Source organism: Enterovibrio norvegicus FF-33, assembly GCF_000286835.2.
Lineage (GTDB): Bacteria > Pseudomonadota > Gammaproteobacteria > Enterobacterales > Vibrionaceae > Enterovibrio > Enterovibrio norvegicus_A.
This window is the reverse complement of sequence record NZ_AJYD02000013.1, coordinates 468308-493316: the sequence shown is the minus strand read 5'-3', so window position 1 is coordinate 493316 and position 25009 is coordinate 468308. Positions and strand designations below refer to the sequence as shown.

The window sequence follows — 25009 nt, the reverse complement described above, 5'->3', positions numbered from 1 at the left end:
CGATACCTCTCTCATTCGCTTTATTCGACATCGGTGGCATCGATAGCCACTAAGCTGGCTATCACACAGGCAGTGCGCAGAGGATGATTAGTCAGTCGCTTATTTACATCGCAAGCGCAAACAAGGCGAGAGGGATACCAATCACGGACAAGTGTAAAACGTTGAACAATTTATCGCGATGTTGAACAGGCTTGAAACCCACAATCGCCAGTAGCGCGTCAAGAATCGTCATCTTCTGTCGCGTGACCATCAATACAAACAACAACAAGATGCCGCCTATAAAAATGAATTTAGCCGCAACACCATAAGGCGTCGCCCAAACGGCATTGAGGCTTTCAACAAAACTTTGACTGGCTGGCATTGATACTTACATCCTTGTTTACTGGTCTTTGGGGGCATCCTGCCCTTTGGGGCGACGTGAGGCGCAACCCGCGTTTCATCATCAAGAGACTATAGCGCGAATGGGGATCTGATAACGTTCCTGATTTGAAGAAAAAGCGCAAAGAGGAGAGGAGATGAGATGAAGGAGAAATAAAAACAAAATAAAAAACAATCCGTCCAAAACACAAGCAGATGCGTTGTTTATGGTGGTTTACACAGTTAAACCGTCACCTTAATCTCGGCTATATTTGCGACGAAGGCGAAGCTGTTCATCGTTAATTTTTTTCAATTCCAGTATCTGAAAGAGATGAATCACTAACTCATCGTCTTCTCTTCTGATGGTCTTTCCTTGAACCTCCGCAGAGCCGACTTCAAAATGTATGGTTCCTGCAATAGGCTCCTCAGGCACAACATCATTTTTAATGAGTAAACGGATACCATTCTCGGAAATCTCACACACGCGGAATGTATTATCACCGCAAACAATAAGCGGCATGTCCTGCTCTAAGTAACGAAGTCTAAAAAAGTCTCGCTTTTGCTCTTCTTCTTGGTCTTCGTTTTGACCTTGTTTCTGATTTTTATTTTCTTCCATCACGATAAGTCGCTTCCCTCGTCATGTGACCCTTGCAGCCACAAAGCACGCAATACCCTAATTTTAGCAAGCATTTCCATGTTGCAACTTAGGGTGTTTAGTTATGGGACGTGGCGACCAAAAAGGCAGGCAGGAATAAAAAGAGATATACCCGAATGCAATAACACGCGCAGCCTCGTGGGTGAGTCCTGCTGTACGCGCCATTACCTAAGTGTCGTAACAGCGCATATCCATTTACATTGCATTGGCCTCTCAACGAATGGCGTCTAACACCTTTTTTAGCAGTTCGCCGCCTTCCTCTTTCAACGCTTCGATGCGCGACGTCAATAATGCTACGTTGCGATTATCCGCCGAAGCCTCTTGAATCGCTGAAATGAGCGCTGGGTAAGCCGCATGTTCGGTGATCTCAGGGCTGAGTCGGGATACGTCTAGGTCGGTATCAAGCAACAGGCTGGCTTCTTTTTCGGACAAATCACGGTCAGTCTTGTCGGCAGTGCGCCTTGCGCGTTCAAGCATGCTCATTATCTTCACTCCAAATGTTTGTTGGCTTTTTTATCGAGTTTTCGAATCTCATCCAGCCCTGTGGAGGCCTTTTCAGACAGGTCGGAAAGTTGCTGATTAATCTGGTTACGAACCGCTTCTAGCCCGGCTTTATCGAGCAAGTCATTTTGCACATCTTGCACTTCTCGAATGCTATTGAGGTGAGCCGTGATGGTTTGGTGGCCTTGCTGAATCAATGCAAAACTTTGGTTAATATCCGCGATGAGTTGTTTTTCTGCCTCATCCAACGGCGAGAGCAAAGACTGGCGTTTATCTTCAATTATGGTGATGGCACTGTCAGCCCACAGCACAATACTGTTTAGCTGCCCAACACTATCTGTGGTGCGGGTTTTCACGAAATCGGCTTTTTCCTCATCATAAATCACGTCGCCCTCAGCCATTTCTATCAACTGGCCGTCTTTCACCCAGCCTTTCACAAAGCGGGGAGTCCATTCATTTCGTAGGTAGTCTTCACGTTGCTTTCGCAACACCTTGATGTGCTGGTGAACAAGGCTGGTATAACTTTCTTGCACGTGAGTCAGGTCTTGCTCAATACGGTAAGACAGTTCCACCACTTCTTTGGGCACCGTGGCACTGCACGCTGACAGCAGCACCAAGAGAAAAGGGAGTAGTTGTTTCATAGATCCTCATTGGTCAGTTTTTCACCATATTGATGAGTCAACAGAAGGAGTGCTGCGAGTGACTTTGCATTCGCCAAATTTCGCAATCTGTTGCATTTTTTATTGTGAAGTGGGGCGATGGGATAGAAGGAATGTCAAAGCGGTCTGGGCTGAATCGCTTGGTGATTACCCTAAAACGTTTTTGGACAGAAACGAGTTGGCGGGCGTGCACGCAAGTGTCTACTTCGGATAAATTCAATTTGGGGAAAGCGAAGTAGACGGCTTTGTTGTTCGAGAGCATTGGCAGCTGGCGCAGCCAAAAGAAGAATATTACCTATTGACCGGAGAAGGGCTCATATGTTTTCGACTGAAAGTTCAAGATACGAATAATAGCGGTCATACTCACTTTCAAATTCACTTACTTCTGAATCATTATGTTCAGTAAGCCCCCATTCACGTAAAAAATTAATGTACTTATTTCTAGCGAGCAAATAATCATCCAATACTAATTTATAATTACAATTACCGATAAGTGGATGTATTGGATTAAGTGTAATTTTAACTTCGTGAAGATCATTTTTTATAGATTCAAAATCACCAATCATGTCAATATAATGGTCACAATCCTGAATTTCATGCACTCGATCACTAGTCAGATCAGATAATAAATCCCTGATAGCATCGGTTATTTTTGCAAGATCCATTTTGATTTTATTTTTCACTTTGGAATATGATAATAGCCTGAGACTTTTTTTAATATCCGGACAATTTAACTCATGCTCTTCAGAAAAGTGAATTGTTTTCGATCCATTAAAATCTTCAAATGAGCGCACATACACTTTTTGCCTGCTTAGATTTACAAAGGCAATTATAACTGGAATATCAAGGCTAGCCCAATACTCTATATGCTTGCTTTCTACTGAAACTTTAGATTTATCTTTATCCTTTGTTGTCTTGACTTGCACTGCTATGAATTGCCCCATACTGTGACGATCATCATCAAGCACTTCGATTTGGGCATCAATTCCAATATCGATATCAAACAAGCGACAAGGCCACTCTAAAACTCTAGATACCGTATATGCTAAAAAGTACTCGCCAGTATCACCCGTTGCGGTATCTTCACTATATTTCATAATAACTCTCCTATCAGTCTAACAATTTATTAGATCCCAAAGGGGGTGTTTCAATACCCCACTTTGGGATTTTTCATGCATACAATGAACACTGAAATCTAGAGTAAAAGCATGTTATTGCGAGGATATCACGGGATGCATCAAAAGCGAGAATCAGAAAATACAACAAAAAGGGGGTATTTTCATACAATTCACGTTTGGCATTAGGAAACCTATGGAAAGCTCTCGATGTGAGAGTGAGTGGGTTTGCTTTCGTCAACAAGCAATGGGGCAAGAACGTGCCAGAACTGATTAGCAGGTCACGCTTGGGGAAGTGGACAAAACTACTTGTTACACTGCAGATTGCACAATTTTAGGGTTTCAAATTTACCAGCGAATTCCGTTTTTGCCTTAAGTAAATACTCAGAAACCCACTCTAAACATAGAGCGGTGTATTGAATCTCTATTATTGATTCGACACCTCGACCTCTATTACCATCCGCCATTCTATAGAACCCCATCGGGAAGGTATGAGTATGATTAGATGAAAATATGTATTTAAACCTGAAATCTGAGACGTTACTACCACTTGCAGTCAGTATCTCATCCTGACTTTTGAAAAATGCATTCTTACCTTTTAAAAAGTGTGTTTTCTCCTTATCAGATAATTCACGAAACCATTTGTTTGATTTTAAATTATCAATGACTTCAATTTTTACGTTTTTAGCTTCTTCTTTTCCCTCATAATCTATGCCCAAAGTATTGAACATTTTAACCCTTGACATATGGTCGTGTAGATTCATCAATTGCCAACGTGCATTCCATTCTTCAATTGAGCATTTATCAATACATAGATAATAAAATGTAATATAGCATTCAATAAGATCTCTAGTTAAAGATGAAACAGAGCTGTAATCCCAGTGAGCATTCTTACCTATCTGGTCAGGATTTGGAGCCAAGTGACCAATTGAATTAGCGCAATTACATAACTTCGTAAATAACAGAGAAGCATAAAAATGAGAACTGGTTGGCGATGGTATTCCGGCAAAATTTTGAGATAAATTTGTACACTCTAAAAGAGCAGACTCATATTTTTCAAAAGATTCTTTATAGTTTTCCATTAAATCATTTTATCCGTATAACGCTTGGTTTAGCAACGCTGTAGGTATCACCTGCACCCACTTGATACTCGTGGGCACGTTAATCAACGTGAACTGCATTTTGTGCAAAGCTAGATAAGGTTGCTTTAATTTTTTCTAACCTATTCTTTGCTATTAAATCGTTTCTATTTGTCTTCAAATACTCTTCAATATATTTTACTTCTATATGCGCCAAGTAAATACGTAGCCGTTGTAACCAATTTTGTCTGGCTAGATTATGATCTTCCCAATTCCTTACCACTAACGGATTTTCGTAGTAGGGGACATCCTCGAAGAGTTCTGGAGGTATTCCCTTTGACTGTATTAATTTATTGAAGTCTGCCATGAGGTTTTTATCACTTTTCTCCAGACGATCTAATAATCCCTCGATCCCCTCTATAGCTTTTCTTGCGCTACACAAAATTTCAAAGAAGCTACTCTTTGCGTCTATAAATAAAGCTAGTTCCTCGAACGTATGATCGATTGTGTTTAATCGCTCAATATCCTTCCAGTATTTCTCCATTTCTGAAGCTAATTTATAAAGCTCTGACTCGTCGATCTTGAAGTTTGATTTTTCGAACACAGACTCATGCTCAAATTTTATCTGTGTCAGTCTTTCAACTGTATATTCTTCAATATCATTCGTTTCTATATGATGTGGGTAACACATAATCAGAAGATTATCGTAGGCTCTACGATCTTCATCATTTTGATTTTCATTGTACCTCTCACCATTTGGCATTGCTGCCTCGATGTGGCAAATTTGACCAATAAATTTGTTTTTAGTATTTACCAAAGGTTGTGTGCATCCAGGAAAAGCACACTGATTCCCCGATCGAGCAAACAATGCTCTAACAACTTCTAACTGTGGGGCTAGTCTTGCCATTTTTTCTCTCGGTGACTTGCTGCGTATACAATTTACTAGATCCCCAAATTGAGCATTTAAACACCTCGTTTGGGTATTTTCCCTACATCTGACTAATTCCAACATTTAGCATAAGCAAATGTTTTTTAGGGTATCATGGAATATAACAAAACCTAGAATGGGAAAATGTGACACTTTGAGGTGTTTATGCACACCTCACGCTTGTCATTAGAAAATCTATCGAAAAATCTTGGTTTGATAGTGATGAGTGCTACTTTCGACGAAACGAAAAGGGGGCAAAACCAAGCTACCCCAACTCACTCTGGTCAAATCACGCCCGCCCAGAATCATCCCGCTTCACCGCACGCACCAGCAATAACGCCGCTATTACCACCAGTAAAAGCCCAAACCCAATAAACACCCATTGTCCGTCTGTCATCTTGATACCCTATTTATGTGTATGCAAAGTACGCAACGCCCTTCCTAATCAATCTAGGAATGAAGCTTTCTGCATATGATTATAGGAAAAGTTTACAGGCGTATTGAGGCAAGGTTTTGGTGGTTAACATGGGGGTTAGTGTCAGATCACATTGTTTTTTCATGTTTCTTTGAGTGTGTGGGTAAACAAAGGAGAGTGAAAATGTAGAAAGGGAATTTTTGAAACGCTAGAAGGGTGGAAGCCTCCCCAGCCACATCCCGGCACACACGTCCCAAGCGGGGGCTGCTTCCTTCCGGATCTGACCCAATACACAAGATAGTGTTGCGGGAGGACCAAGGAGGCCTCCATAGATTCTTTTACCGAACAATTTCTTATGAAAGAAACCGTTGGTTCGAGCGCATTATGTGTGAACCCTAAGCCCATTGCAAGGGGTTATCTGGCGATCACTGTCTAACTGGTGAGTTTTTATCCGCCCTACTCTTCTTCGTTTTCTGCATTGAGCAAGTAATCGCCTAACCATGCAATGGTGAGTGACAGTAACCACGCGACAAACACGGGGTTGGGCACGCTAAATTGCGGGAACACGACGATGGTAGCGAACGCGATGGCCGGTAAAATCACGCTGAGTTTGTCGCCCCGTGCTTCGCCGCCAATACGTTGTAATTCTTGCAATGTTATCACTAACACACTGCCGCAGAACGCGAGCAAGGCGGCTTGTGTCCAACCACCCGCCAAGAGTGCGAGAATGAATAGCGCAGGCCACCAACTGAGGTTTTTTATTGGCTTCCAGAAATAGGCGGAGACCCACACGGTGATCACACAGAGGATTTGCAGCAAGGTGTAGCTCATTGCGCCACCGAGCTTTTCATCCCCTTGCAATGCCAACACGCCGCATTCCATGGCTATCACCACGGAAATCACGAGCAATGAAACCTGCCAGTTACGACGTTCTCCAGTGATTAGTACTAAGGCTGGGAGGATCATCCAAAGGCTTAACGAGATGGCGATGGGTTGGTATGGCATGAGTGCGCCGAAGCCGATAAGCCCGATGGCGAGCAGCCAGACAGCAACGCCGCCTGAGCCAATAAAAAACAGCGCGGGGATTGCGAAGGCAATCAGCGGGATATTTCCATCGGCAATAGCAGCCGAGAGTGCGGCCCCAACAACCATGACGGCAGCGGTGACCATTAACATTGTCGCATACCACATAACCGCACCTCCTTGCGCCTTATGCTGACATCGAACCAATATCATCTTGGTGGGTTGTCTTTGTTTCTGCTTATCCTTGAGGGTTGTCTTCGCAGCGAAGAGAATCTGCTGCTTTCCTATCCACAATGTCTGTTCACAATTGATATGATAGCGAGCAATAACCCTTTTCTTTTTTCATTGTGCTCAATATCAATATGCCTAATTTTGACGATCAGATCTACGCGGTCTTGATACAGATACCCCAAGGAAAAGTAACAACTTACGGTGATGTCGCAAAAATGGCAGGCTTCCCGAGACATGCGCGGCATGTTGGCAAGTTATTAGGCTCCTTACCCAAAGATAGTCGTCTACCTTGGTTTCGGGTAATCAATGGGCAAGGCAAGATTTCGATGATTGGTGAACGCTTCGATCGTCAACGCGAAAAACTGCGGGATGACGGCGTTGAGGTAAAAGATAACGGCACGGTCTCGTTGCGACGTTTCCGCTGGGACGGTTTTCCGGTTTGATAAACAAGCGGCTTGGGTGATTCGAAGCTTATGGCTCTTGCTTCTTCTCCTGATCGCAACTCTCGCTTATCCATCCTAGATACGCATCTAGCCCTTGCTCAATTCGCAGTTGGATGATCTCTGGCACGTCGTAATCATGCAAACGGCATATCTCTAACTCTATTGTTTTATACAATGACTTTTTCGTTTTGATCATCACCTGTTTTTCGGCATCTTCTGCGATTTTCCCCTGCCAATGGTAATAACTTTGAATAGGCATGACCTGTATACAGGCCGCTAATTTTTTCTCTAATAACGATTCAATGATGCGCTTGCCGATGTGCTCGTTGGCAAACGTGGTTAACACGACAATGTAGGCGTCTTCTGATGCTGTCATGGCATACCCTCTCTGCGCGCGTGTGCTTTGTTCGGCCAATCTTTCACGTCTTGATGAAAGCAAAAAGACGTGAGTAAGGTCTTTGAATATACCCCCCACTCACGCCGAGTAACCTCAAGATGCAGGATGCTGTTATGCGAATCGCGCTCTTATTGCTCTTATCCGTCTCCATGGGCACAGCATTGCCTGCGCTTGCCCAAAGCTTTGAGAACAGCGGCTCACCTGCCACTGTGGTGGAGCTTTTCACCTCAGAAGGATGCAGCAGTTGCCCTTCTGCAGAAGCGGCTCTCAATCAATTAAAAGAAAGCGATGGATTGTGGACACAGGTGATCCCCATGGCGTTTCATGTTGATTACTGGAATGACATCGGCTGGCCGGATCGCTTTTCCAAACCTGATTTTAGTCAGCGTCAGCGCCAGAAAGTGTCGCAAAGTAGTGCCAGCGGCGTTTATACCCCCGGCTGGTTTATTAACGATCAAGAATGGCGCGGCTTTTTCGCCCGTCAGTCAGTGCCTTATGCCAATGGCCCTGCCGCATCGGTGCTAAAAGCCTCGGTGAACGGCAATACATTGCGGGTTGACTATGCAGGCAATGAGCGGCTAAACGCGAATTTTGCACTGTTGGCGATGGGATTAACCACGGAAGTGAAACGGGGCGAAAATCGAGGTAAAACCCTTGAGCACGAATTTGTGGTGGTGGATTTTGACGCCAAAGCGGGTCAGCGTCATTGGCAGTTTGTATTGGATGAAGACACCATCGAAACACCGTCTGCGATCGCGGTATGGCTAACGCCGCAAGGCGGGGGCGATCCCATCCAAACCGTTGCAGGCTGGCTTGAGCCTTAAGCCTTGAGCCTTGAGCCTTGAGCCTTAAGCCTTAAGCCTTAAGCAATTAAAGACAAAACATGCATCAACCGATCAAAAAAAGGGAGCTTAGCTCCCCTCTGTTATTCTGATTGCGTCGTCATTGAGCAACGCTTTTTTGTAGAGGCTATCGAGCTGCGCTAACAACCTGAATGCTGATGTTCTGCGTTTTCGCGGGGTCATTGATCACGGGGTTGGCCGTGTCGCTGATAAACAGCAATTGCCCATCAAATTCGATGCGCGCGCTCACTGTGTAGGTATGACCCGGTTTAATTTCTGATGGCGAATAGCTTAAGCTAAATGGCAAAGGAACTTGTTGGCCTTCCGTCATGTAAGATTGGCTGCTAATCACTTCCATCGGTGCATCTGCGAGAGACACATCCGCAAGTGTCACGGTTAGCTTGGCGTTATCAGGAAGTGCAATGCGCTGTAAGTAATAAACATCACCGTTGACTGTCGCCATGACGGGTTCCTTTGTGAAGCCACTGCACGCGGTAAAAACCACAGCGACCAGCGCCAAGAAGAAACCATAAAACGCTTTTTTCATTACTTGTACTCCAAGGCGACCATATTATTGATAACAATAACAAGAGTTTAACACTGCAGGGGCGTATCCCCCCCTACAATTGTGGATTTAAGATCACAATCTGAAATATTATTTTGCTATTGATTAGAAGCATAAACCCATAAAAAGTTCGGTAATATACGGGGATTGAGAGAATTTTGTCAGTTTTCTGTCAACGCATTTGAAATCATTCCGTTATGTTTGGCTAGGAGCACTATGAGCACACAACTTGACGCACTTTTATCACTTCTGAACCTTGAACAGCTTGATGAAGGCTTATATCGAGGGCAAAGCGAAGACTTGGGCTTGCCGCAAGTTTACGGCGGCCAAGTGATAGGACAAGCGCTCTCCGCTGCAAAAGGCACTGTCGCCAGTGACCGTTTCGTGCATTCGTTCCATAGCTATTTCTTGCGCCCTGGTGACCCAGAAAAGCCGATTATTTATGACGTCGAAAATCTCAGAGACGGACAAAGCTTTTCGACACGTCGCGTAAAGGCAGTACAAAAAGGCAAGCCGATTTTCTATCTTACGGCGTCTTATCATTTGCATGAGCCCGGCCTTGAGCATCAGTTCACCATGCCGAATGTCGCTGGCCCTGAAGGTTTGATGTCGGAAAAAGAGCTTGTTGCTTCTATTGCACAGCATTTACCCAAGCACATCAGTGATACCTTCGGTGGTGACCGTCCAATTGAAGTTCGTCCTGTGGTAGTGGTTAATCCGCTAGCGCCGGAAAAGCAGGAAGCGAAGCAGTATTTGTGGATCCGCGCGAACGGCAAAATGGTGGACGATTTGCGCATTCACCAATATCTGCTCGGCTACGCCTCTGATTGGGGTTTCTTAGTCACTGCCATGCAACCGCATGGCGTCACACTGATGACACCGGGCATGAAAGTGGCGACGATTGATCATGCCATGTGGTTTCACCGCGAATTCCGTATGGATGAATGGCTACTGTTTGCTATCGACAGCCCTTCTGCCAGTGGTTCACGTGCCCTGGTTCGTGGCAGTATCTACAACCAGAAAGGCGAGTTAGTGGCATCAGCGGTACAAGAAGGTTTGCTGCGTAAGCGCAAAAACTAAGTTCCGTTAAGCACGATAAACGCACAGAAAAAGGCCAGCAGTGATGCTGGCCTTTGCTATTTTTCTAGGGCAGTTGTAGGGCAGTTCTTTGGAAGAAATAGCGCCTAAGAAGACGCAACTCTCAAGAGAAGATTGCGCTTAGCAAACGGGACGATTAGAAATCGTAACGAATACCGGCTTGCAGTTGGTCGTCTTTGCCAGAGATGCCTTCAAACTTGTAACCCGCGTAAGTGCGCAAATGACCGTTGAATTTGTACACCGCTTCAACTGCAATGTTGTTGGCTTCTTCTGTGGTCGTGTTATCAAACTCACCAAAGTTATATACACCCACGACAGCAAGTTGCTTGGTCGCTTTATATTGCGCTGACAGTTCGTAGCCTGTGTAATCTACGTTGCTTTTAGACGCCATGGTGTAAAGTGCGCCCAAGGTAATCGCATCTTGCTTGAACTGTGCAGCAAGGTTGATTTGGTCGTCGCTGTCAGTCCCCGCATCTTGAGAGACATAACCCGCACCAACGGCGAATGCACCGATGCTGTAAAGCGCTGAAATGCCCACACTGTCCGCATCTTTCTCATCTGCTGCGATGTAGTTCGCTTGAATGCTCAAGCCGTCAAACTCACCAGCGTATAAGAAATTGTTTTCGCGCTTATCTTTGTTGCCTGAAACCACATCTGCTGCGTCAGCACCAAACGTTGCCATGACATCAGTGATATCCGTTAGTTGCACTTGCGCAGAATCTTGCTTGCCGTAAGAAAGCTCGCCTGCTGAGAAGCCTAAACCTGCAAAGAAGTAACGGTTTTTCAGGCTGTCAGCATCTGAAAATTCTGCTTCGTACTTACCAAAACCATACAGCTCATCTGAAATTTCAGTTTTACCTTTCAGGTTTACACGAGCACGAGATTTGTCTTTGAACGAGCTATTTTCAGTGCTTTCGTTGTTATCAGAAATGTTGAAACGCGCTTCCGCACGACCGCCTACTTTGAGCGTTGTACCGTCTGCATCGTATACCGTTGCAGCCATTGAAGGGGCTGATACCAACGCACAAAGAATTGCTGAAGCGAGTGCTGCCTTTTTCATTTTCTAACGTCCTTTTAAATATTGGGCTTTCTGCCGTCTCATTTTCGAGAAGGCCAAATTAGACGTTGAAAATGAAGCTTGGGTGACTAAACGGTGACATTTCATGGCGAGTCATATTGCAGTTTGATGACCACAAACATGGCTCGCAAAATGGCGCAACGTATTGATAAATTTCAGTGGTGTTGGACGAAAAAAAGAGAAATAAGAGGAGAAGAGGAGAAATAAGGGGAAAGAAAGAGATTAACAACGAGAGCCGAGAAAAAGCCAAGGGGCTGACGGTGTACCGCCAAAGCCCCAAGTTGAAGAGTCTGTTATTCGCGTGTCGTGCTATTCAAGTGACAGGTTTTCTTTTTGATAGTCCGACATCTCACTGCCATCTCGGTTTTTCAAGTTGTTGAGTTCTTGCTCATGCAGGTACGGCTGTTGCTCGTCTTGCTGAAGTTGATAATCCGTGACAGCCTGTGGCAGTTGAGAATGACCAGGCTCTAACGCAGGTTGTGGCATGGGGTCAGGTTGAAGACTCATGGGGGGAATAGCGTCTGGGGTGTTCATTTCATCTAAATTTTCTGCCGCATCTGCTGACGAAAAAACAACCAGTGGCAGCGCCATCAACAACAAGGCAAGTTTTGTGTTCATAAGTGGCACTCCGATAACGAGGTTTATAACCGATCACATACGGTATAGTTCTCTGTACACGCTAACGGTGTGCCACTTTTAAGCTTATCTTTTATGACCAGTGAAAATCGCGTTATTCCGCTTCACCACTGGCAATTTGCTCCAGTTCCACCAGATGGGCTTTCGTCTGTTGTAGCTGATACATCTGCCAATATCGACCCTTGTTAGCCAGCAACTGCTGATGGCTACCCTGCTCTTCGACATGCCCGCGATGCAGCACCAGAATCTTATCTGCATCGGCAATGGTCGAGAGTCGGTGGGCAATCACAACAATGGTCATGGTATGACGAAGGGACGACAACGCGCGCTGCACCCGCTCTTCCGTCCCCGAATCAATGTTCGCTGTGGCCTCATCCAAGATCAAAATACGTGGACGTTCCACCAGCACACGCGCTAGCGCCAACAACTGTTTTTGACCCGCGGACAAAGTGACATCGCCGGTACCAATCGGCGTATCAAGCTTGGTAGGAAGATGCTGAACATAATCCGCCAAATCGACTTGCTCCAGCGCCTGCCAAATATCATCATCAGATATCTTGCGCCCTAGCGTGACGTTTTCACGAAACGTGGCTGACAACACATGCGGGTCTTGCTGCACCATGGCAATGCCTGTGCGCATCGCGTTTTGCGTAAGCGATGAAATAGCCCGACCACCGAGTTTTAACTCGCCCGCTTGCAAAGGGTAAAAGCCCATCATCAGCGACGCTAATGTGCTCTTTCCGCTGCCCGTGTGTCCGACTAGCGCGAGGAACCCACCTTCTTTGACCGACGCATTGATGTCAGTCAGCACCGGCGTTTTGCCGTCGTAGCTAAAAGTGAGATTGGAAATCTCGATGTCGCCATTTTCAATCGGCGCATCATCGCTGCCGTATTGATTCGGTTTAGCGTCCATCAATTCAAACAATCGCTCGCCCGCCATGATCGCTTGCTGCAACAGCGACAAACGCTGCATCAGTTCAATCAAGGGTTCTGTCACGCGTCCGAGGTAACTGATAAAGGCATACAGCACGCCGACACCAATCACTTCACTTCCCTGCCAGCCAAAAATCGCGGTCAATGAGATCAGTGCGATACCGGACATGAGATCAATCAGTGGACGCAGAAAGATGCCGTTCACTTTGACGATCTTCACTTCTGTGGTCAGGTGTTGATCGGTTAGCGACGCAAAACGCTCCGAGAATCGCTGCTCTTGCCCCATTAACTGGATCAAGCTCATGCCCTGAATCGACTCGCTCATCACGCTGTTAATGTCGGTGAGTAGATCGCGCGAATCTCGATACGCAGGCGTAGAACGATGCTGGTAGTAGTACATCACAAACACCACGGACGGCAGCAAAATAGCGACAACAAGGGTCAGCGTTGGACTAAGCAGGTACATGGCAATCAACATGGCGGTGATAAGCGCCACACTGTTCAAAAAGCTGGCAACAACCTGCACGTACAACTCTTTGAGTGATTCTGTGTCGTTCGTCACCCGAGAGACAAGTTTACCCGCAGGCACGTAATCAAACGCCGATAGAGGCTGATTGATAATGCTGGCATACACTTTCTTGCGAATGGTCTGCACGATGCCAATCGCAATGCGACTAAAGCGCAGGCCATAGCTGTAGTGCAGCGCAGCAGAAAGCACGGTCGCCGAGATGTACCCGATCGCCAACCCCCACAACACCATGGGCGGGAAATACGATTTCGCCAGATAATCATCAAGGAAAATGCGTATCAACCAAGGGCCACTGACATCCGCAACCGCGGCAACCAGCAACAATGCGGCGGCAATCGCAAAGCCTTTTTTGTCATCCAGCAAGTAACGCAGCAATCGCGCTAAGACATCACGTTTACTCATAGCGACTCCTCCAGCGCTTGTTCGAGTTGCTGATAATGCTGCATTTCTGCGTACCATCCGTTAGCTGCCACCAGCGTATTGTGTGTGCCGCGCTCTTCGATATGCCCTTTTTGCAACACGATGATCTCATCGGCCGCTTCCAGTGCTGAAAGTCGGTGAGCAATCACCACCGTGGTTTGGTGCTGTGCGCGGTCGTGAAGGTTTTTCAGAATATGGTGCTCAGTGCGACCATCAACGGCTGACAAGGCATCATCCAATACCAGAATTTCCGCATCGAGTAACAAAGCACGTGCAATCGAAATGCGCTGTTTTTGACCGCCAGATAGCGTAATGCCTTTCTCACCGACGAGGGTTTCATAGCCTTCGCGGAACTGGAGAATGTCGTCATCGATACATGCGAGTTTGGCCGCGGCGCGTATCTGCTCGTGTGTCGCGTCCGGTCTGCCCAGCGCGATGTTTTCCGCAATGGAACGCGAGAACAAAAATGGCGTTTGGGTGACCACGGCCAATTTGCCGCGCCACTCGCCGATCTTAAATTCTTTCAAACTGACGTCGCCATATTTCACGGCGCCTTGAACCGGATCTTCAAAACGCAGCATCAAGGAAAGCAGGGTCGATTTTCCGCTGCCAACGGGGCCAGCAATGCCGAGCATTTTTCCCGCCGGAAGCTCGATGGCAATATCGCGCAATGCGGGAATATCATGACCACGCCACGTAAACTGATCGAGGGTAATGGCAAGCGTCTGCGGATTTTCCGGTAACGGCATCTCACCGTCTTGAAGCTCTGAGGTTTCATCCAACACTTCTTTGATACGCTTCCACGCTGCCGCACCACGTTCGATGATGTTAAATAGCCACGCAACCGCCAACATTGGCCAAATCATCAAGCCTTGATACAAGGTGAATGCCGTCAGCTCACCGAGCGTCAGCGTGCCATTGGCGACCATATAACCGCCGCCTGTGATAGAGCAGAAGAACGAGGTGCCGATGGTGACGAAAATCACCGGATCGAACATGGCATCGACTTTCGCCACCGCCATGTTTTTCTCGCCCGTGTCATCGGCGACCTTGTTAAAACGCGCAATTTGCTGAGATTCCAAGCCAAACGCGCGGATCATGCGAATGCCATTGAGCGACGATTGGGTTTCATCAGACAGGTCAGAAAACGCGGCTTGTGATGCGGAGAAACGATGATGTAACTGCGTGCCAAATCGGTTCACCATAAACGCCATAACAGGCATAGGCGCAAGCGCCAAAAGAGTCAGCTCCCAGCTAATGGTCGTGGTCATCACGATCAGCACGGCCAAGCCTGTGATCACCGAGTCCGCCAACGTGAGAACACCTTCACCTGCGGTCATCACCACCGCTTTCACATCATTGGTAGAACGCGCCATGAGATCGCCAGTGCGATAGCGTTCAAAGAAGCGAGGCGAATGGGTAGTGAAATGGCGATATAACTTATCGCGCAGCACAGTGCCAAGCCCCGCCGCTGCACCAAATAACCAGACTCGCCAGATAATACGTAGTACATAGACAACAAACCAAAGCAGCACGATAGCACCAAGCGCCATCAGCATATGCTCTCGGGTAATGTCGCCTGCCATGGCGCCGTCCACCAACCAACCGATCGCTTTTGGTGGGATCAGTTCAAACGTCGCGACGAAAACAAATATGACAATGGCACCGACATAGCGCTTCCACGCCTGTCGAAAATACCAACCTAGCTCGACGAAAATGCGCATTCATCCTCCTGTGCGCGATGACTTTTAGTTCTAATAATTTTTTATATTTTTATCAGGTGAAACATCTAACAAGATGAAGCATCAAAGTGGCAATGCCGTGGTGTACTTCAGCGGTTCCATCGCAAAGGTTGAGGTCACATTGGTCAGACCCTCTAAGCTGTTCACCAGCTTTTTGTAAAACTGATCATAAGCTGCCATGTCTGCCACTTGTACCTTCATCATGTAGTCGTATTCCCCCGCCATGCGGTAGCACTCCATCACTTCTGGAAATGGCGTCACCGCATCCACAAACTTGCGATACCAGCTCTCTGAATGATCGGCAGTTTTTATGTGTACAAATGCCGTGAACGACAACCCAAGCGCTTGAGGATCTAACAGCGCTACGCGCTTTCGCAACACGCCACATTCTTCAAGGCGCTTTAACCGCTTCCAACAGGGCGTAGTAGTGAGGTTGACCTTCTCGGCCAAATCAGACAGCGATAGCGACGCATCACGTTGCAACCAATCCAAGAGTTGACGATCAATATTATCTAAGGAAATAGCCATTAACGGTTTACCATTTTTGCGCGAAACACGATGAATCATTCCTCCAACTAGCCTATGAGAGAAATTATTCCTACAATTCCGTTTATTTTAGAATTATTTTCCACGCATGGCGATTTATAAACGATAAATGGCAAAACATTACTCTTAACAACCGCTTATAGTTTAGGTATCAACTATGCAGTAAGAGTTTGACCAATGATGACCGACACCGTTAGCACTAACACTTCGTCTCACTGGGTTTGCGAGGCAATTCGTAAAATAGAAGCGGATTTCCAACGTTCAGCGGACACCCACTTGATTAAGCTGGATTTACCCTATTTCAGCGATATTGATATTTACCTCAAAGATGAAAGTACCCATCCAACAGGTAGCCTGAAACACCGCCTTGCACGCTCACTTTTTCTCTACGGTTTGTGTAATGGTTGGATTAAAGAAGGCACCACGGTCATTGAGTCGTCATCTGGCAGCACGGCCATTTCTGAAGCCTACTTCGCCCGCTTGCTTGGCCTCCGCTTTATTGCGGTTGTGCCGTGCACCACGGCGAAAAAGAAAATCGAGCAAATCCAATTCTACGGCGGCGAAGCGCATTTCGTTGATCGTTCTGATGCGATTTATGCTGAATCTCGTCGCTTGGCAAAAGAGTTGAACGGCCATTACATGGATCAGTTCACCTACGCCGAACGCGCAACCGACTGGCGCAGTAATAACAACATCGCTAACAGTATTTTCGGTCAGATGAAATTCGAACGTTACCCCGTGCCAAGCTGGATTGTGATGAGCCCAGGCACAGGCGGCACATCGGCAACCATTGGTCGTTTCATTCGCTACCGTTGTCATGAAACCCAACTGCTGGCGGTTGACCCTGAAAACTCGGTATTCCACGAATTCTACAAAACCGGAGATTGTTCCCTGACGCTTGATCGCGGTGGAAAAATCGAAGGCATAGGCCGCCCGCGCGTTGAGCCGAGCTTTATTCCCGGCGTGATTGATCGCATGGAAACCATTGCTGACGCAGACAGTGTGGCAACCGTTCACTGGCTGGAAGGGATTTTGGGCCGCAAAGCAGGCGCATCCACAGGCACTAACCTGTTCGGCGCGTTGAAACTGGCTGAAGAGATGCAAGCGCGCGGCGAGAAAGGCTCAATCGTCACCCTGTTGTGCGACAGCGGCGATCGCTATCTTGATACCTATTTCGATGAAGCATGGGTAGAAGCCAATATCGGTGATGTTGCGCCAACGCTGGCGTATTTGCAGAAGTTTGGCGGGTAATAGGCTTATTGTTTCCCTGTATTGCGCTAACTAGATAACCCAATATGTGCATAGTCTGCATCAAAGCCACATTGATGACAGACTGTGCTTTTTTGCTTTATAATTGACCTAATTGCAAAGTGGGAGGCTACATGACGAAAACGTGTTCGAAAGCACCATCTGAAAATCAAACGCAATTCAAACCAAAAATTGAAAACTTTAAAACCAGCCTTGCTTATGAAGGCTTATCACTTAATAAAACTAACAAGAATCGTTCAATTGAAGAATTGAAACAAGCGTATGCGAGATAAATATGGCGTAGCACAAGACAAATATTGCTACGCAGATTCTGATGTTCTGATAAACCTACTTAACATCAGAGATTTTGACGACTTAGCAGAAGCTGAATCTGAATTCACTGCTGAACGCTATCGAACCTATCAAAGTAAAAAAAAACCGATAGAAAGGTTTGATCTCGCCCACCTGATCCACCTTCACTATCACCTATTCCAAGATGTGTACAAATGGGCAGGTCAACTAAGAGATGTAGATATCTCCAAAGGAAATACAAGGTTTTGCACCTTCACTCGAATAGTGCCAGAAGCAAACAAACTTTTTATCAAAATCCCTTCTTTACAAACAATCACACACCGTGAACAACTCATTGACGCGGTTGCAGATCTTTTTTGTGAGCTTAATCTTTTGCATCCATTCAGAGAAGGAAATGGGCGAACGCTAAGGTTCTTTTTCGAAGAAATGCTTTTTGATATTGGGTATGACATCACTTGGCCGGAGATTAACCAACAGCAGTGGATTAAAGCAAATATTGCTGGTGTACATTTAGATCTGGCTCCGCTCAAGGGTATATTCAACCAAGCAATACCTAATCGATAACGCGCTAAACATCCTACTTGTCAAATCGATTTATACAGCTCTTGCATAGAGCTCCTCACCCTTCTGCGCTAAACTCCGCACCTAAGAAACTATCTACAAACGGTTAAAGGTTTACCCATGAAAAAAGCGGTTGTCGTCTTTAGTGGCGGTCAGGATTCAACAACCTGCCTGATTCAGGCGCTGTCTGAATTTGACGAAGTGCATTGTATTACCTTCGATTATGGTCAACGCCACAAGCAAGAAATTGAAGTGGCTCGTGATGTGGCTGAAACGCTCGGCGCGACATCACACAAGGTAATGGATGTCGGTCTGCTGAATGAGTTGGCGATAAGCTCGCTGACCCGTGACAACATTCCTGTTTCACACGAACTGCAAGAAAACGGCCTACCAAACTCATTTGTACCGGGTCGTAATATTTTATTCCTGACACTGGCAGGGATTTACGCGTATCAGTTGGGCGCACAAACCGTGATCACGGGTGTGTGTGAGACCGATTTCTCTGGCTACCCAGATTGTCGCAATGATTTTGTTCAGGCAATGAACAAGTCATTGGTGCTGGGAATGGATCGTGAACTGGAAATTCGAACGCCTTTGATGTGGCTAAACAAAGCGGAAACCTGGGCGCTGGCAGACAAGTTCAGTAAACTTGAGTATGTTCGCGATAACACCCTGACTTGCTACAACGGCGTGATTGGCAAAGGCTGTGGCGATTGTCCTGCCTGTGATTTACGCCAAAAAGGGCTAGATAGCTATCTTGATGACAAAGATGCAGTGATGGCATCGTTAAACGAAAAAGCCTAACTTCGCTTTCAAGCTCTAAAAGTCAGGCAAACCAGAAAACAAGGCAGCGCAGTCTGCCTTTTTTATCATTTAATGAAAGTTATTCCTCCCCCTCCGGTTTCTATTGATAGCGAAATTCAAAGGAGGATGCATGTATCTTGCAGTAAGTGGCACCTGTTACTGGTGTATGGAAGCGGTATTCAGTTCATTACGCGGTGTTTCCAACGTTGAGCAAGGCTTTGTAGCATCGAAGCAAGGCAAATACGTGGAAGCGGCATTTTTTGCCTTCGATGAAAAAACTGTATCTTTAGAAGATATCGCCCGCGTGCACCTTTCTACACACTCTTGCACCTCAAACCACAGTGCAAGAGAGAAATACCCAAGCGCAATGTATGCAATAGACAAACAACAGCATGCTGCTGTGGCCAACGCGATTGCTATCGCTGCATCTGATTTTGATGCGCCTGTCATGACATCAGCGAAGCCGTTTGTCGCGTTTTATCCCAACCCCTCTGCGGTACAAAACTACTTTTGGCGTCAACCTGACAAACCGTTTTGTGATTCGAAAATTCTGCCAAAACTAAAAACACTGGCGATAACATTCCCAAGGCTGGTTAAACCGTCTGCCGTGCAATACCTTCGCGAAACCGTTTATGGCGCAGAACGGGCGTAAAAAAAGCACCAATTGGCGCTTTTTTCTTTTTCTTTCACTCTGCGTAAGCATTTACATCAGCTTACTTGTCGGCTTTTGCATCCTGACGTTTCTTAAATGCCACCATTTGCTCATCCGTAGCTGGCAGTTGGTGGTTGGCTTTCCACTCGCTGTAAGACATGCCGTAAACTCGCTCACGGGCTTCGTCGTCACTTACGTCAATGCCTTTGCTATCGGCTTCTGCTTTGTACCACTTGCTCAGGCAGTTACGACAAAAATCCGCCAGAATCATTAGGTCGATATTCTGAACATCTTTGTTGTTGTCCAGATGCGATAGGAAGCGACGGAACGTGGCGGCATCCAGTTGATCTTGTTGTTCTTGCGTCAATTTATCAGACATGACTTTTTTCCCGTTGATGCTTATTGAATTCGTTATCGTTCAACCTTACCAATGCTCAGCACGGAAAACCAAATAAAAAAATGCCAGCCTCTTAGCAAGGCTGGCATTTTTATTGTGCGGTCTCAGACAATTAGCGCGCGTCGAATTCGCCATGTGCCGCGCGATGCGGCTTGGCAGCTTCAAGCTCGGCATTCAACTGCGCTTCAACATAACCCGGAGAATGGGTTTTGACTGAAAGCAGACGATACATAGCCGGAATAACGAACAAGGTCACCGCTGTTGCGAACGTCATGCCCGCAAAAATCACCGTACCCACGGCAACACGGCTTTCATAGCCTGCGCCCGTCGAAATAATCAACGGAATCGCACCAATGATCGTGGTGAATGCCGTCATCATAATTGGGCGCAGACGACGCACAGACGCATCAACAATCGCTTGTTCAAACAGCACACCACGGTCACGAAGCTGGTTGGCGAACTCCACGATCAAGATACCGTTTTTGGTCACCATACCAATCAACATGATCATGCCAATTTGTGAGTAGATATTGAGCCCTTGATTGGTCAGCCATAGACCAGCAAAGCCACCGAAAATCCCCATTGGAACAGTCAGCATGACCACCAGCGGATTCACGAAGCTTTCAAACTGAGCGGCAAGCACCAAATAAGCCACCAGCAACGCCAAGCTAAACACAATTAAGATGCTGCTTTGGTTGTCTTTAAACTCTGCGGACTCACCTGAATAACTGACAGAAATATCGGCTGGCAGCAATTCGATGGCTTTGGCATCCAGAAAATCAAGTGCATCGCCTAAGGTGTAACCGTCACCCAAGTTGGCTTTCAGAGTGATGGCTTTTTGCTTATTGAAGTGACGCAATGTCTGCGCGGACGCGACTTCTTCCACTTCTGCTAGCGTATCCAAACTCACCAGATCGCCATTGCGGGTGCGCATGTAAATCTGGCTGATGTCGTCTTTGCTGTTGAAGCGCGATTCGTCTCCGCGAAGGTAGACATCGAACTCTTCACCACGATCCACAAACGTGGTCTCGGTGCGTCCGCCCAACATGACTTCCATGGTGTTAGACACTTCATCGACACTGATACCCAGCTCCGCCGCACGTTGACGGTCAATTTTCACAACAAGCTCTGGCGTGGTTTCTGCGTAATCGAGATCCACCCCTTGCAGCATTGGGCTGTTATTGGCTTCGTCCACGAGCAATTGTGCCCACTTGTTGAGTTCTTGATAATCAGGACCACCAAGCACCAATTGCACAGGCTCGCTTGAACCCCCACGGAAACCCGGCATAAAGGCGCGCACGAAAATATCAGGAATACCGGCTAAGGCTTGGCGAACACGGCCTAGGGCTTGGCCTGCGGTTTCGTCTCGGTTGTCCCAGTCTTCCAACTGCATGATCACAAAGCCTGTTTGATCGCCGGCCATGCCGCCAAATGCTGGTGCTTGCAAACTGATAGATGTCAGCAGGCCTTCTTCCACCAATGGCATTAGGCGTCGCTCAACTTCTTCCATGTTGCCAACCATACGGTTGTACGCTGTGCCTTCTGCGCCTTTAACAAAGGCCATCAGCACGCCACGATCTTCTTGCGGCACGAGCTGTGCTGGCAGGTTTTTCATCAAAAAGGCGCTACCACCAATACAGGCAATTATCACCAGCGGCGCAGCGAATCGCGCGGCAACAGCAACGGTTACCATGCTGCGATATCCATTTTCGAATTTCTCGAAGAAGTTATCGACCATGCGATTGAACGCGCCACGCTTCACGTTGGCTTTGAGGATTTTACTGCCCAGCACTGGCGTTAGTGTTAATGCCACGATAGAGGAGAAAATCACAGACATCGCGAGCAGTACGGAGAACTCGGTAAACAGTTTTCCGACCATGCCATCCATAAAGGAGATCGGCAGGAACACCATCACCAGTACAGCCGTTGTCGCCACGACCGCAAAGCCCACTTCTCGCGTGCCGTTGAAGGCTGCCACCAACGGCGTTTCGCCTTTTTCGATATGGTGGAACATGTTCTCAACCACCACAATGGCGTCATCAACCACCAGACCAATGGAAAGAATAAGCGCCATCAAGGTCAGTAGGTTGATAGAAAAACCAAAGAAGTACGCGGCAATAAATGCAGAGATCAGTGACACAGGCACGGTGATCGCAGGGATCAATGTCGCGCGAACCTGCCCAATGAAGATGTACAGCACTAGCACGACCAGTGCCCCTGTGACAAACAGAGTGCTGTAAACCTCATCAATGGAACGCTCGATAAAGATGGTGGAGTCATAGTCCACCCAAAGGCTTGCGCCTGCGGGCAGGAACTGCTGGAACTCATCAACCAGCGCTCGTACACCGACAGCGACATCCAACGGGTTCGCATCAGATTGCGGTACGATCCCTAAGCTGAGGTTGTTGATGCCGTTGTTTTTGTACGTGGCATTTTCGTTTTGGGAGCCAATATAAACGTCAGCCACATCTTTTAGATAAATCGGGCTGCCATCTTTTGCTGTGCGGACCACCAGATACTGAAAATCTTCTGGTGTTTGATACAAACGCTCGGTACGTACCGTCATCTTGGTGATGTCGTTACGAATTTCACCACCTGGACTTTCGAGGTTTTCACGACGAAGTGTTGAGGTAATGTCTTCCGTGGTGACACCGCGACCCGCCATCAAAACAGGGTCGAGACGCACGTACATGACTTTGTACAATGCACCATATAGCTCAACAGAACTCACACCAGATAGCAGGCTGAATTTATCTTCCAGCACGCGCTGCGCGTATTCTGTCAGCTGTGTTCTGTCCATTTCAGGCGAAGCAAGGTTGATGTAGATTGACGCTTCACCCGAGCCGTTGGATTTGGACACGACCGGTTCATCAGCTTCGTCAGGGAGACCACGTTGTGCTCGCGCGACGGCGTCACGCACATCACTCACGCCTTCTGTTAAATCCCAGTCGATATCAAATTCAACCGTGATACGAGACATGCCGTTACGGCTGACAGAGGTAATTTCCTCAATGCCACTGATACCAGAAAGCTCATCTTCCAATACTTGGGTGATCTGACTTTCCATGATGCTGGCTGACGCCCCCGCATAACGGGTCATCACCGACACCACAGGGCTGTCGATATCTGGGTATTCGCGTACAGAAAGGTTACTAAAAGAAACGATACCGAAAACACACAGCAGCAAGCTCAGTACAATCGCGACAACCGGTCGCTTAACAGAGACATCCGAGAGCCACATTTATTCGCCCTCGTTTTTCGCGGCTTTGGCTGCGGTCAGATCGTTAACTTTAGTGCCATCACGCATGCTCACGAGACCTTGCACCACGATGCGGTCACCAAGTTCAAGGCCGCTTTCGACGGTGACTTTGTTTTCAACGCGCGCGCCCAATTTCACTTCGGTGCGATGCGCAATACCTTGGTCATCGACCAGATAAACAAAGCGCTTCGTGCCAGAGTATTCGATCGCTTGGACCGGAATCACGGTGGTCACCTGCGGAGCAAAGCCCAGCGTGGCTTCCATCATCATCCCTGGGCGCAGCAAACGATCACCGTTATCAATGTCGATACGTGCACGCAGGTTAAGCGTGTCGTTGTTTATGCGTGAATCGACAGCCGTTAGTTCCCCATCAAAGGTTTTGTCTTTCCACGCTTTGGTACGAGCAGTCACGTTAATGTCTTTGCTCAGTTCACTCAGGTATTGCTCAGGCACGTTGATGTCTAATTGCATCAAGGCCAGATCATCCAGGTTCAGCAGCGCTTCGCCCGCAGATACCAGTTGGCCACGGGTGATATCCACCAAGCCCACAGTGCCCGCGAACGGCGCTTTGATGTGAAGGTCATCCAGATCGGCTTGTGCCGCATCCAGACGCGCTCTAGCGATGTCGACACTTGACTGTTGGGCATCGAGTTCAGTTTTGGTTAAAGCGCCGCGCTTGTGCAGTTTGGCAAACTCACCCAACTTGCGCATTTCGTCTTTATGGAAGGCTTGCGCTTCGGCTACTGACGCTTGTGCCTTGGCCGTTTCTAATGTCAGTAGTGGCGTGCCTTCTTTGACTTGTTGACCCGCGCGAACGTGAATCGCATCAATTTTACCGCCAACCTCAGGGGAGATGATCACAGAGTTTTCAGATTTGAGGTTACCAATCAGCGATAGGTTGCGTGCAACGGGATATTCTTCCACCTGCGCGGTCGCAACGGCAATCGCCGCACGAGCAGGATGCCCAGAGGGGCTATCTGCCGCTTCTGTTTTACTTTGCCAAGCGAAGTAGCTCACGCCGCCAAGGACAATGGCAGCAGTGAAAAGGAGTTTGTTTTTCATTTTATTAACCGTAAATAACAACTCGCCATAGTCTACTCCATGCCTATCTTGCGTGCGGTAAAGAAATGTAAATCCGAGAAAAGTTTACGCCAATCACGCAAAATCTCCCAAATTGCTCCAACACGGCGTATCAACGCCGAAAAAACCAGCAAACGCGCGTTGTTTTCGTTAAAAAGGCTTTACAGCTTCCCTTCGTTTGATAATATGCGCCCCGCACTTGTGGTGGGATTCCCGAGTGGCCAAAGGGATCAGACTGTAAATCTGACGGCTCCGCCTTCGAAGGTTCGAATCCTTCTCCCACCACCATTATTCGCTTTGTGGATTGATGGAAACATTAGAACGCAACGCAAGATAGAAAATGTAAAAGAAAAACTCGTGGTGGGATTCCCGAGTGGCCAAAGGGATCAGACTGTAAATCTGACGGCTCCGCCTTCGAAGGTTCGAATCCTTCTCCCACCACCATCATTCGCCTTGTGGCTTGATGGATAACATTAAGAACGCAACGCAATATAAAAAAGTAAT

25 protein-coding genes, 2 tRNA genes, 1 other RNA gene and 1 pseudogene are annotated in these 25009 nt (G+C 47.1%); 10 read left to right on the top strand and 19 right to left on the bottom strand.

Features of this window, described 5'->3' with window-relative positions; translation table 11 throughout:
* Positions 1-103: 103 nt before the first annotated feature.
* From A1OO_RS04590 to A1OO_RS04550, 9 genes are all read right to left on the bottom strand, one after another.
* Complete coding sequence (locus tag A1OO_RS04590) at positions 104-361, bottom strand: hypothetical protein (RefSeq protein ID WP_017004762.1); 258 nt, start codon at positions 359-361, stop codon at positions 104-106.
* A gap of 252 nt (positions 362-613) precedes the next feature.
* The gene (locus A1OO_RS04585; protein ID WP_017004761.1) at positions 614-973 is read right to left on the bottom strand and encodes a hypothetical protein; all 360 of its coding nucleotides are present in this window, start codon (positions 971-973) and stop codon (positions 614-616) included.
* Between the two features lie 252 nt (positions 974-1225).
* A complete protein-coding gene (locus A1OO_RS04580; RefSeq protein WP_017004760.1) occupies positions 1226-1495 on the bottom strand; it encodes a hypothetical protein in 270 nt (89 codons plus the stop codon).
* Positions 1496-1500: 5 nt separating this feature from the next.
* Positions 1501-2154 (bottom strand): hypothetical protein, encoded by a 654-nt coding sequence (locus A1OO_RS04575; protein ID WP_016958460.1) that lies wholly within the window; start codon positions 2152-2154, stop codon positions 1501-1503.
* Positions 2155-2486: 332 nt separating this feature from the next.
* Positions 2487-3269: a DUF4365 domain-containing protein gene (locus tag A1OO_RS04570; RefSeq protein WP_017004759.1), complete on the bottom strand. Its 783-nt coding sequence runs from the start codon at positions 3267-3269 to the stop codon at positions 2487-2489.
* Between the two features lie 323 nt (positions 3270-3592).
* A complete protein-coding gene (locus A1OO_RS04565) occupies positions 3593-4369 on the bottom strand; it encodes a DUF5677 domain-containing protein (RefSeq protein WP_026024042.1) in 777 nt (258 codons plus the stop codon).
* 79 nt (positions 4370-4448) lie between these two features.
* Complete coding sequence (locus A1OO_RS04560; RefSeq protein ID WP_017004757.1) at positions 4449-5273, bottom strand: hypothetical protein; 825 nt, start codon at positions 5271-5273, stop codon at positions 4449-4451.
* Positions 5274-5932: 659 nt separating this feature from the next.
* Positions 5933-6029, bottom strand: an RNA gene (ffs, locus tag A1OO_RS04555) — signal recognition particle sRNA small type.
* A gap of 136 nt (positions 6030-6165) precedes the next feature.
* The gene (locus A1OO_RS04550) at positions 6166-6900 is read right to left on the bottom strand and encodes a hypothetical protein (protein ID WP_016958466.1); all 735 of its coding nucleotides are present in this window, start codon (positions 6898-6900) and stop codon (positions 6166-6168) included.
* A 194-nt stretch (positions 6901-7094) separates the two neighbouring features.
* Here A1OO_RS04550 and A1OO_RS04545 point away from each other — a divergent pair, with 194 nt between their 5' ends.
* Positions 7095-7406 (top strand): MGMT family protein, encoded by a 312-nt coding sequence (locus tag A1OO_RS04545; protein WP_016958467.1) that lies wholly within the window; start codon positions 7095-7097, stop codon positions 7404-7406.
* A gap of 28 nt (positions 7407-7434) precedes the next feature.
* On the opposite strand, the gene cutA is transcribed toward A1OO_RS04545, so the two are convergent.
* The gene (gene cutA, locus A1OO_RS04540) at positions 7435-7782 is read right to left on the bottom strand and encodes a divalent-cation tolerance protein CutA (RefSeq protein ID WP_017004755.1); all 348 of its coding nucleotides are present in this window, start codon (positions 7780-7782) and stop codon (positions 7435-7437) included.
* Between the two features lie 134 nt (positions 7783-7916).
* Between cutA and A1OO_RS04535 the strand changes: the two genes are divergently transcribed.
* A complete protein-coding gene (locus A1OO_RS04535; RefSeq protein WP_017004754.1) occupies positions 7917-8627 on the top strand; it encodes a DUF1223 domain-containing protein in 711 nt (236 codons plus the stop codon).
* 145 nt (positions 8628-8772) lie between these two features.
* Here A1OO_RS04535 and A1OO_RS04530 read toward each other — a convergent pair whose 3' ends face one another.
* Positions 8773-9192, bottom strand: coding sequence for a YbaY family lipoprotein (locus tag A1OO_RS04530; protein ID WP_016958470.1), 420 nt, complete (start codon positions 9190-9192; stop codon positions 8773-8775).
* A gap of 234 nt (positions 9193-9426) precedes the next feature.
* Here A1OO_RS04530 and tesB point away from each other — a divergent pair, with 234 nt between their 5' ends.
* Positions 9427-10290, top strand: coding sequence for an acyl-CoA thioesterase II (tesB, locus tag A1OO_RS04525; protein ID WP_016958471.1), 864 nt, complete (start codon positions 9427-9429; stop codon positions 10288-10290).
* 154 nt (positions 10291-10444) lie between these two features.
* On the opposite strand, the gene A1OO_RS04520 is transcribed toward tesB, so the two are convergent.
* From A1OO_RS04520 to A1OO_RS04500, 5 genes are all read right to left on the bottom strand, one after another.
* Positions 10445-11368 (bottom strand): porin, encoded by a 924-nt coding sequence (locus A1OO_RS04520; protein ID WP_017004753.1) that lies wholly within the window; start codon positions 11366-11368, stop codon positions 10445-10447.
* A gap of 327 nt (positions 11369-11695) precedes the next feature.
* On the bottom strand, positions 11696-12004 hold the full coding sequence (locus A1OO_RS04515) for a hypothetical protein (RefSeq protein ID WP_017004752.1): 309 nt from the start codon (positions 12002-12004) through the stop codon (positions 11696-11698).
* Positions 12005-12116: 112 nt separating this feature from the next.
* A complete protein-coding gene (locus A1OO_RS04510) occupies positions 12117-13886 on the bottom strand; it encodes an ABC transporter transmembrane domain-containing protein (protein WP_017004751.1) in 1770 nt (589 codons plus the stop codon).
* Positions 13883-15628 carry an ABC transporter transmembrane domain-containing protein gene (locus A1OO_RS04505; protein ID WP_017004750.1) on the bottom strand — a complete coding sequence of 582 codons (1746 nt, stop codon included), beginning with the start codon at positions 15626-15628 and terminating at the stop codon, positions 13883-13885. The genes A1OO_RS04510 and A1OO_RS04505 overlap by 4 nt, the downstream gene beginning before the upstream one ends.
* 81 nt (positions 15629-15709) lie before the next feature.
* On the bottom strand, positions 15710-16174 hold the full coding sequence (locus A1OO_RS04500; protein WP_016958477.1) for an Lrp/AsnC family transcriptional regulator: 465 nt from the start codon (positions 16172-16174) through the stop codon (positions 15710-15712).
* Between the two features lie 195 nt (positions 16175-16369).
* Here A1OO_RS04500 and A1OO_RS04495 point away from each other — a divergent pair, with 195 nt between their 5' ends.
* The 5 genes and pseudogenes from A1OO_RS04495 (at position 16370) to A1OO_RS04480 (ending at position 19769) form a co-directional block, all read left to right on the top strand.
* Positions 16370-17443: a PLP-dependent cysteine synthase family protein gene (locus A1OO_RS04495; RefSeq protein WP_016958478.1), complete on the top strand. Its 1074-nt coding sequence runs from the start codon at positions 16370-16372 to the stop codon at positions 17441-17443.
* 131 nt (positions 17444-17574) lie between these two features.
* Positions 17575-17733, top strand: coding sequence for a hypothetical protein (locus A1OO_RS23530; RefSeq protein ID WP_016958479.1), 159 nt, complete (start codon positions 17575-17577; stop codon positions 17731-17733).
* Positions 17723-18316, top strand: a complete 594-nt coding sequence (locus A1OO_RS04490; protein WP_016958480.1) for a Fic/DOC family protein — start codon at positions 17723-17725, stop codon at positions 18314-18316. Before A1OO_RS23530 ends, A1OO_RS04490 begins: the two co-directional genes overlap by 11 nt.
* A gap of 108 nt (positions 18317-18424) precedes the next feature.
* Positions 18425-19117, top strand: a pseudogene (queC, locus tag A1OO_RS04485) (7-cyano-7-deazaguanine synthase QueC); the annotation flags it as partial.
* A gap of 130 nt (positions 19118-19247) precedes the next feature.
* Positions 19248-19769, top strand: coding sequence for a peptide-methionine (S)-S-oxide reductase (locus tag A1OO_RS04480; protein WP_016958482.1), 522 nt, complete (start codon positions 19248-19250; stop codon positions 19767-19769).
* A gap of 61 nt (positions 19770-19830) precedes the next feature.
* Here the strand turns inward: A1OO_RS04480 and A1OO_RS04475 are convergent, their stop codons facing one another.
* From A1OO_RS04475 to A1OO_RS04465, 3 genes are all read right to left on the bottom strand, one after another.
* Positions 19831-20148, bottom strand: a complete 318-nt coding sequence (locus A1OO_RS04475; RefSeq protein WP_016958483.1) for a DUF1244 domain-containing protein — start codon at positions 20146-20148, stop codon at positions 19831-19833.
* A gap of 130 nt (positions 20149-20278) precedes the next feature.
* Positions 20279-23407 carry a multidrug efflux RND transporter permease subunit gene (locus A1OO_RS04470; protein ID WP_017004747.1) on the bottom strand — a complete coding sequence of 1043 codons (3129 nt, stop codon included), beginning with the start codon at positions 23405-23407 and terminating at the stop codon, positions 20279-20281.
* Positions 23408-24487: an efflux RND transporter periplasmic adaptor subunit gene (locus tag A1OO_RS04465; RefSeq protein WP_016958485.1), complete on the bottom strand. Its 1080-nt coding sequence runs from the start codon at positions 24485-24487 to the stop codon at positions 23408-23410.
* A 221-nt stretch (positions 24488-24708) separates the two neighbouring features.
* Between A1OO_RS04465 and A1OO_RS04460 the strand changes: the two genes are divergently transcribed.
* Positions 24709-24793 (top strand) — tRNA-Tyr (locus A1OO_RS04460).
* Positions 24794-24864: 71 nt separating this feature from the next.
* Positions 24865-24949: transfer RNA gene (locus A1OO_RS04455), tRNA-Tyr, on the top strand.
* The last annotated feature ends 60 nt before the right edge of the window (positions 24950-25009 follow it).

Bases quoted from the DNA above. Each gene is read 5' to 3' on its own strand.
- A1OO_RS04585 (WP_017004761.1), bottom strand. From the start codon at position 973: ATGGAAGAAAATAAAAATCAGAAACAAGGTCAAAACGAAGACCAAGAA.
- A1OO_RS04560 (WP_017004757.1), bottom strand. From the start codon at position 5,273: ATGGCAAGACTAGCCCCACAGTTAGAAGTTGTTAGAGCATTGTTTGCT.
- tesB (WP_016958471.1), top strand. From the start codon at position 9,427: ATGAGCACACAACTTGACGCACTTTTATCACTTCTGAACCTTGAACAG.
- A1OO_RS04575 (WP_016958460.1), bottom strand. From the start codon at position 2,154: ATGAAACAACTACTCCCTTTTCTCTTGGTGCTGCTGTCAGCGTGCAGT.
- A1OO_RS04565 (WP_026024042.1), bottom strand. From the start codon at position 4,369: ATGGAAAACTATAAAGAATCTTTTGAAAAATATGAGTCTGCTCTTTTA.
- A1OO_RS04475 (WP_016958483.1), bottom strand. From the start codon at position 20,148: ATGTCTGATAAATTGACGCAAGAACAACAAGATCAACTGGATGCCGCC.
- A1OO_RS04470 (WP_017004747.1), bottom strand. From the start codon at position 23,407: ATGTGGCTCTCGGATGTCTCTGTTAAGCGACCGGTTGTCGCGATTGTA.
- A1OO_RS04550 (WP_016958466.1), bottom strand. From the start codon at position 6,900: ATGTGGTATGCGACAATGTTAATGGTCACCGCTGCCGTCATGGTTGTT.
- A1OO_RS04580 (WP_017004760.1), bottom strand. From the start codon at position 1,495: ATGAGCATGCTTGAACGCGCAAGGCGCACTGCCGACAAGACTGACCGT.
- A1OO_RS04520 (WP_017004753.1), bottom strand. From the start codon at position 11,368: ATGAAAAAGGCAGCACTCGCTTCAGCAATTCTTTGTGCGTTGGTATCA.
- A1OO_RS04510 (WP_017004751.1), bottom strand. From the start codon at position 13,886: ATGAGTAAACGTGATGTCTTAGCGCGATTGCTGCGTTACTTGCTGGAT.
- A1OO_RS23530 (WP_016958479.1), top strand. From the start codon at position 17,575: ATGACGAAAACGTGTTCGAAAGCACCATCTGAAAATCAAACGCAATTC.
- A1OO_RS04515 (WP_017004752.1), bottom strand. From the start codon at position 12,004: ATGAACACAAAACTTGCCTTGTTGTTGATGGCGCTGCCACTGGTTGTT.
- A1OO_RS04465 (WP_016958485.1), bottom strand. From the start codon at position 24,487: ATGAAAAACAAACTCCTTTTCACTGCTGCCATTGTCCTTGGCGGCGTG.
- A1OO_RS04490 (WP_016958480.1), top strand. From the start codon at position 17,723: ATGCGAGATAAATATGGCGTAGCACAAGACAAATATTGCTACGCAGAT.
- A1OO_RS04590 (WP_017004762.1), bottom strand. From the start codon at position 361: ATGCCAGCCAGTCAAAGTTTTGTTGAAAGCCTCAATGCCGTTTGGGCG.
- A1OO_RS04535 (WP_017004754.1), top strand. From the start codon at position 7,917: ATGCGAATCGCGCTCTTATTGCTCTTATCCGTCTCCATGGGCACAGCA.
- A1OO_RS04480 (WP_016958482.1), top strand. From the start codon at position 19,248: ATGTATCTTGCAGTAAGTGGCACCTGTTACTGGTGTATGGAAGCGGTA.
- A1OO_RS04495 (WP_016958478.1), top strand. From the start codon at position 16,370: ATGATGACCGACACCGTTAGCACTAACACTTCGTCTCACTGGGTTTGC.
- A1OO_RS04505 (WP_017004750.1), bottom strand. From the start codon at position 15,628: ATGCGCATTTTCGTCGAGCTAGGTTGGTATTTTCGACAGGCGTGGAAG.
- A1OO_RS04500 (WP_016958477.1), bottom strand. From the start codon at position 16,174: ATGGCTATTTCCTTAGATAATATTGATCGTCAACTCTTGGATTGGTTG.
- cutA (WP_017004755.1), bottom strand. From the start codon at position 7,782: ATGACAGCATCAGAAGACGCCTACATTGTCGTGTTAACCACGTTTGCC.
- A1OO_RS04545 (WP_016958467.1), top strand. From the start codon at position 7,095: ATGCCTAATTTTGACGATCAGATCTACGCGGTCTTGATACAGATACCC.
- A1OO_RS04570 (WP_017004759.1), bottom strand. From the start codon at position 3,269: ATGAAATATAGTGAAGATACCGCAACGGGTGATACTGGCGAGTACTTT.
- A1OO_RS04530 (WP_016958470.1), bottom strand. From the start codon at position 9,192: ATGAAAAAAGCGTTTTATGGTTTCTTCTTGGCGCTGGTCGCTGTGGTT.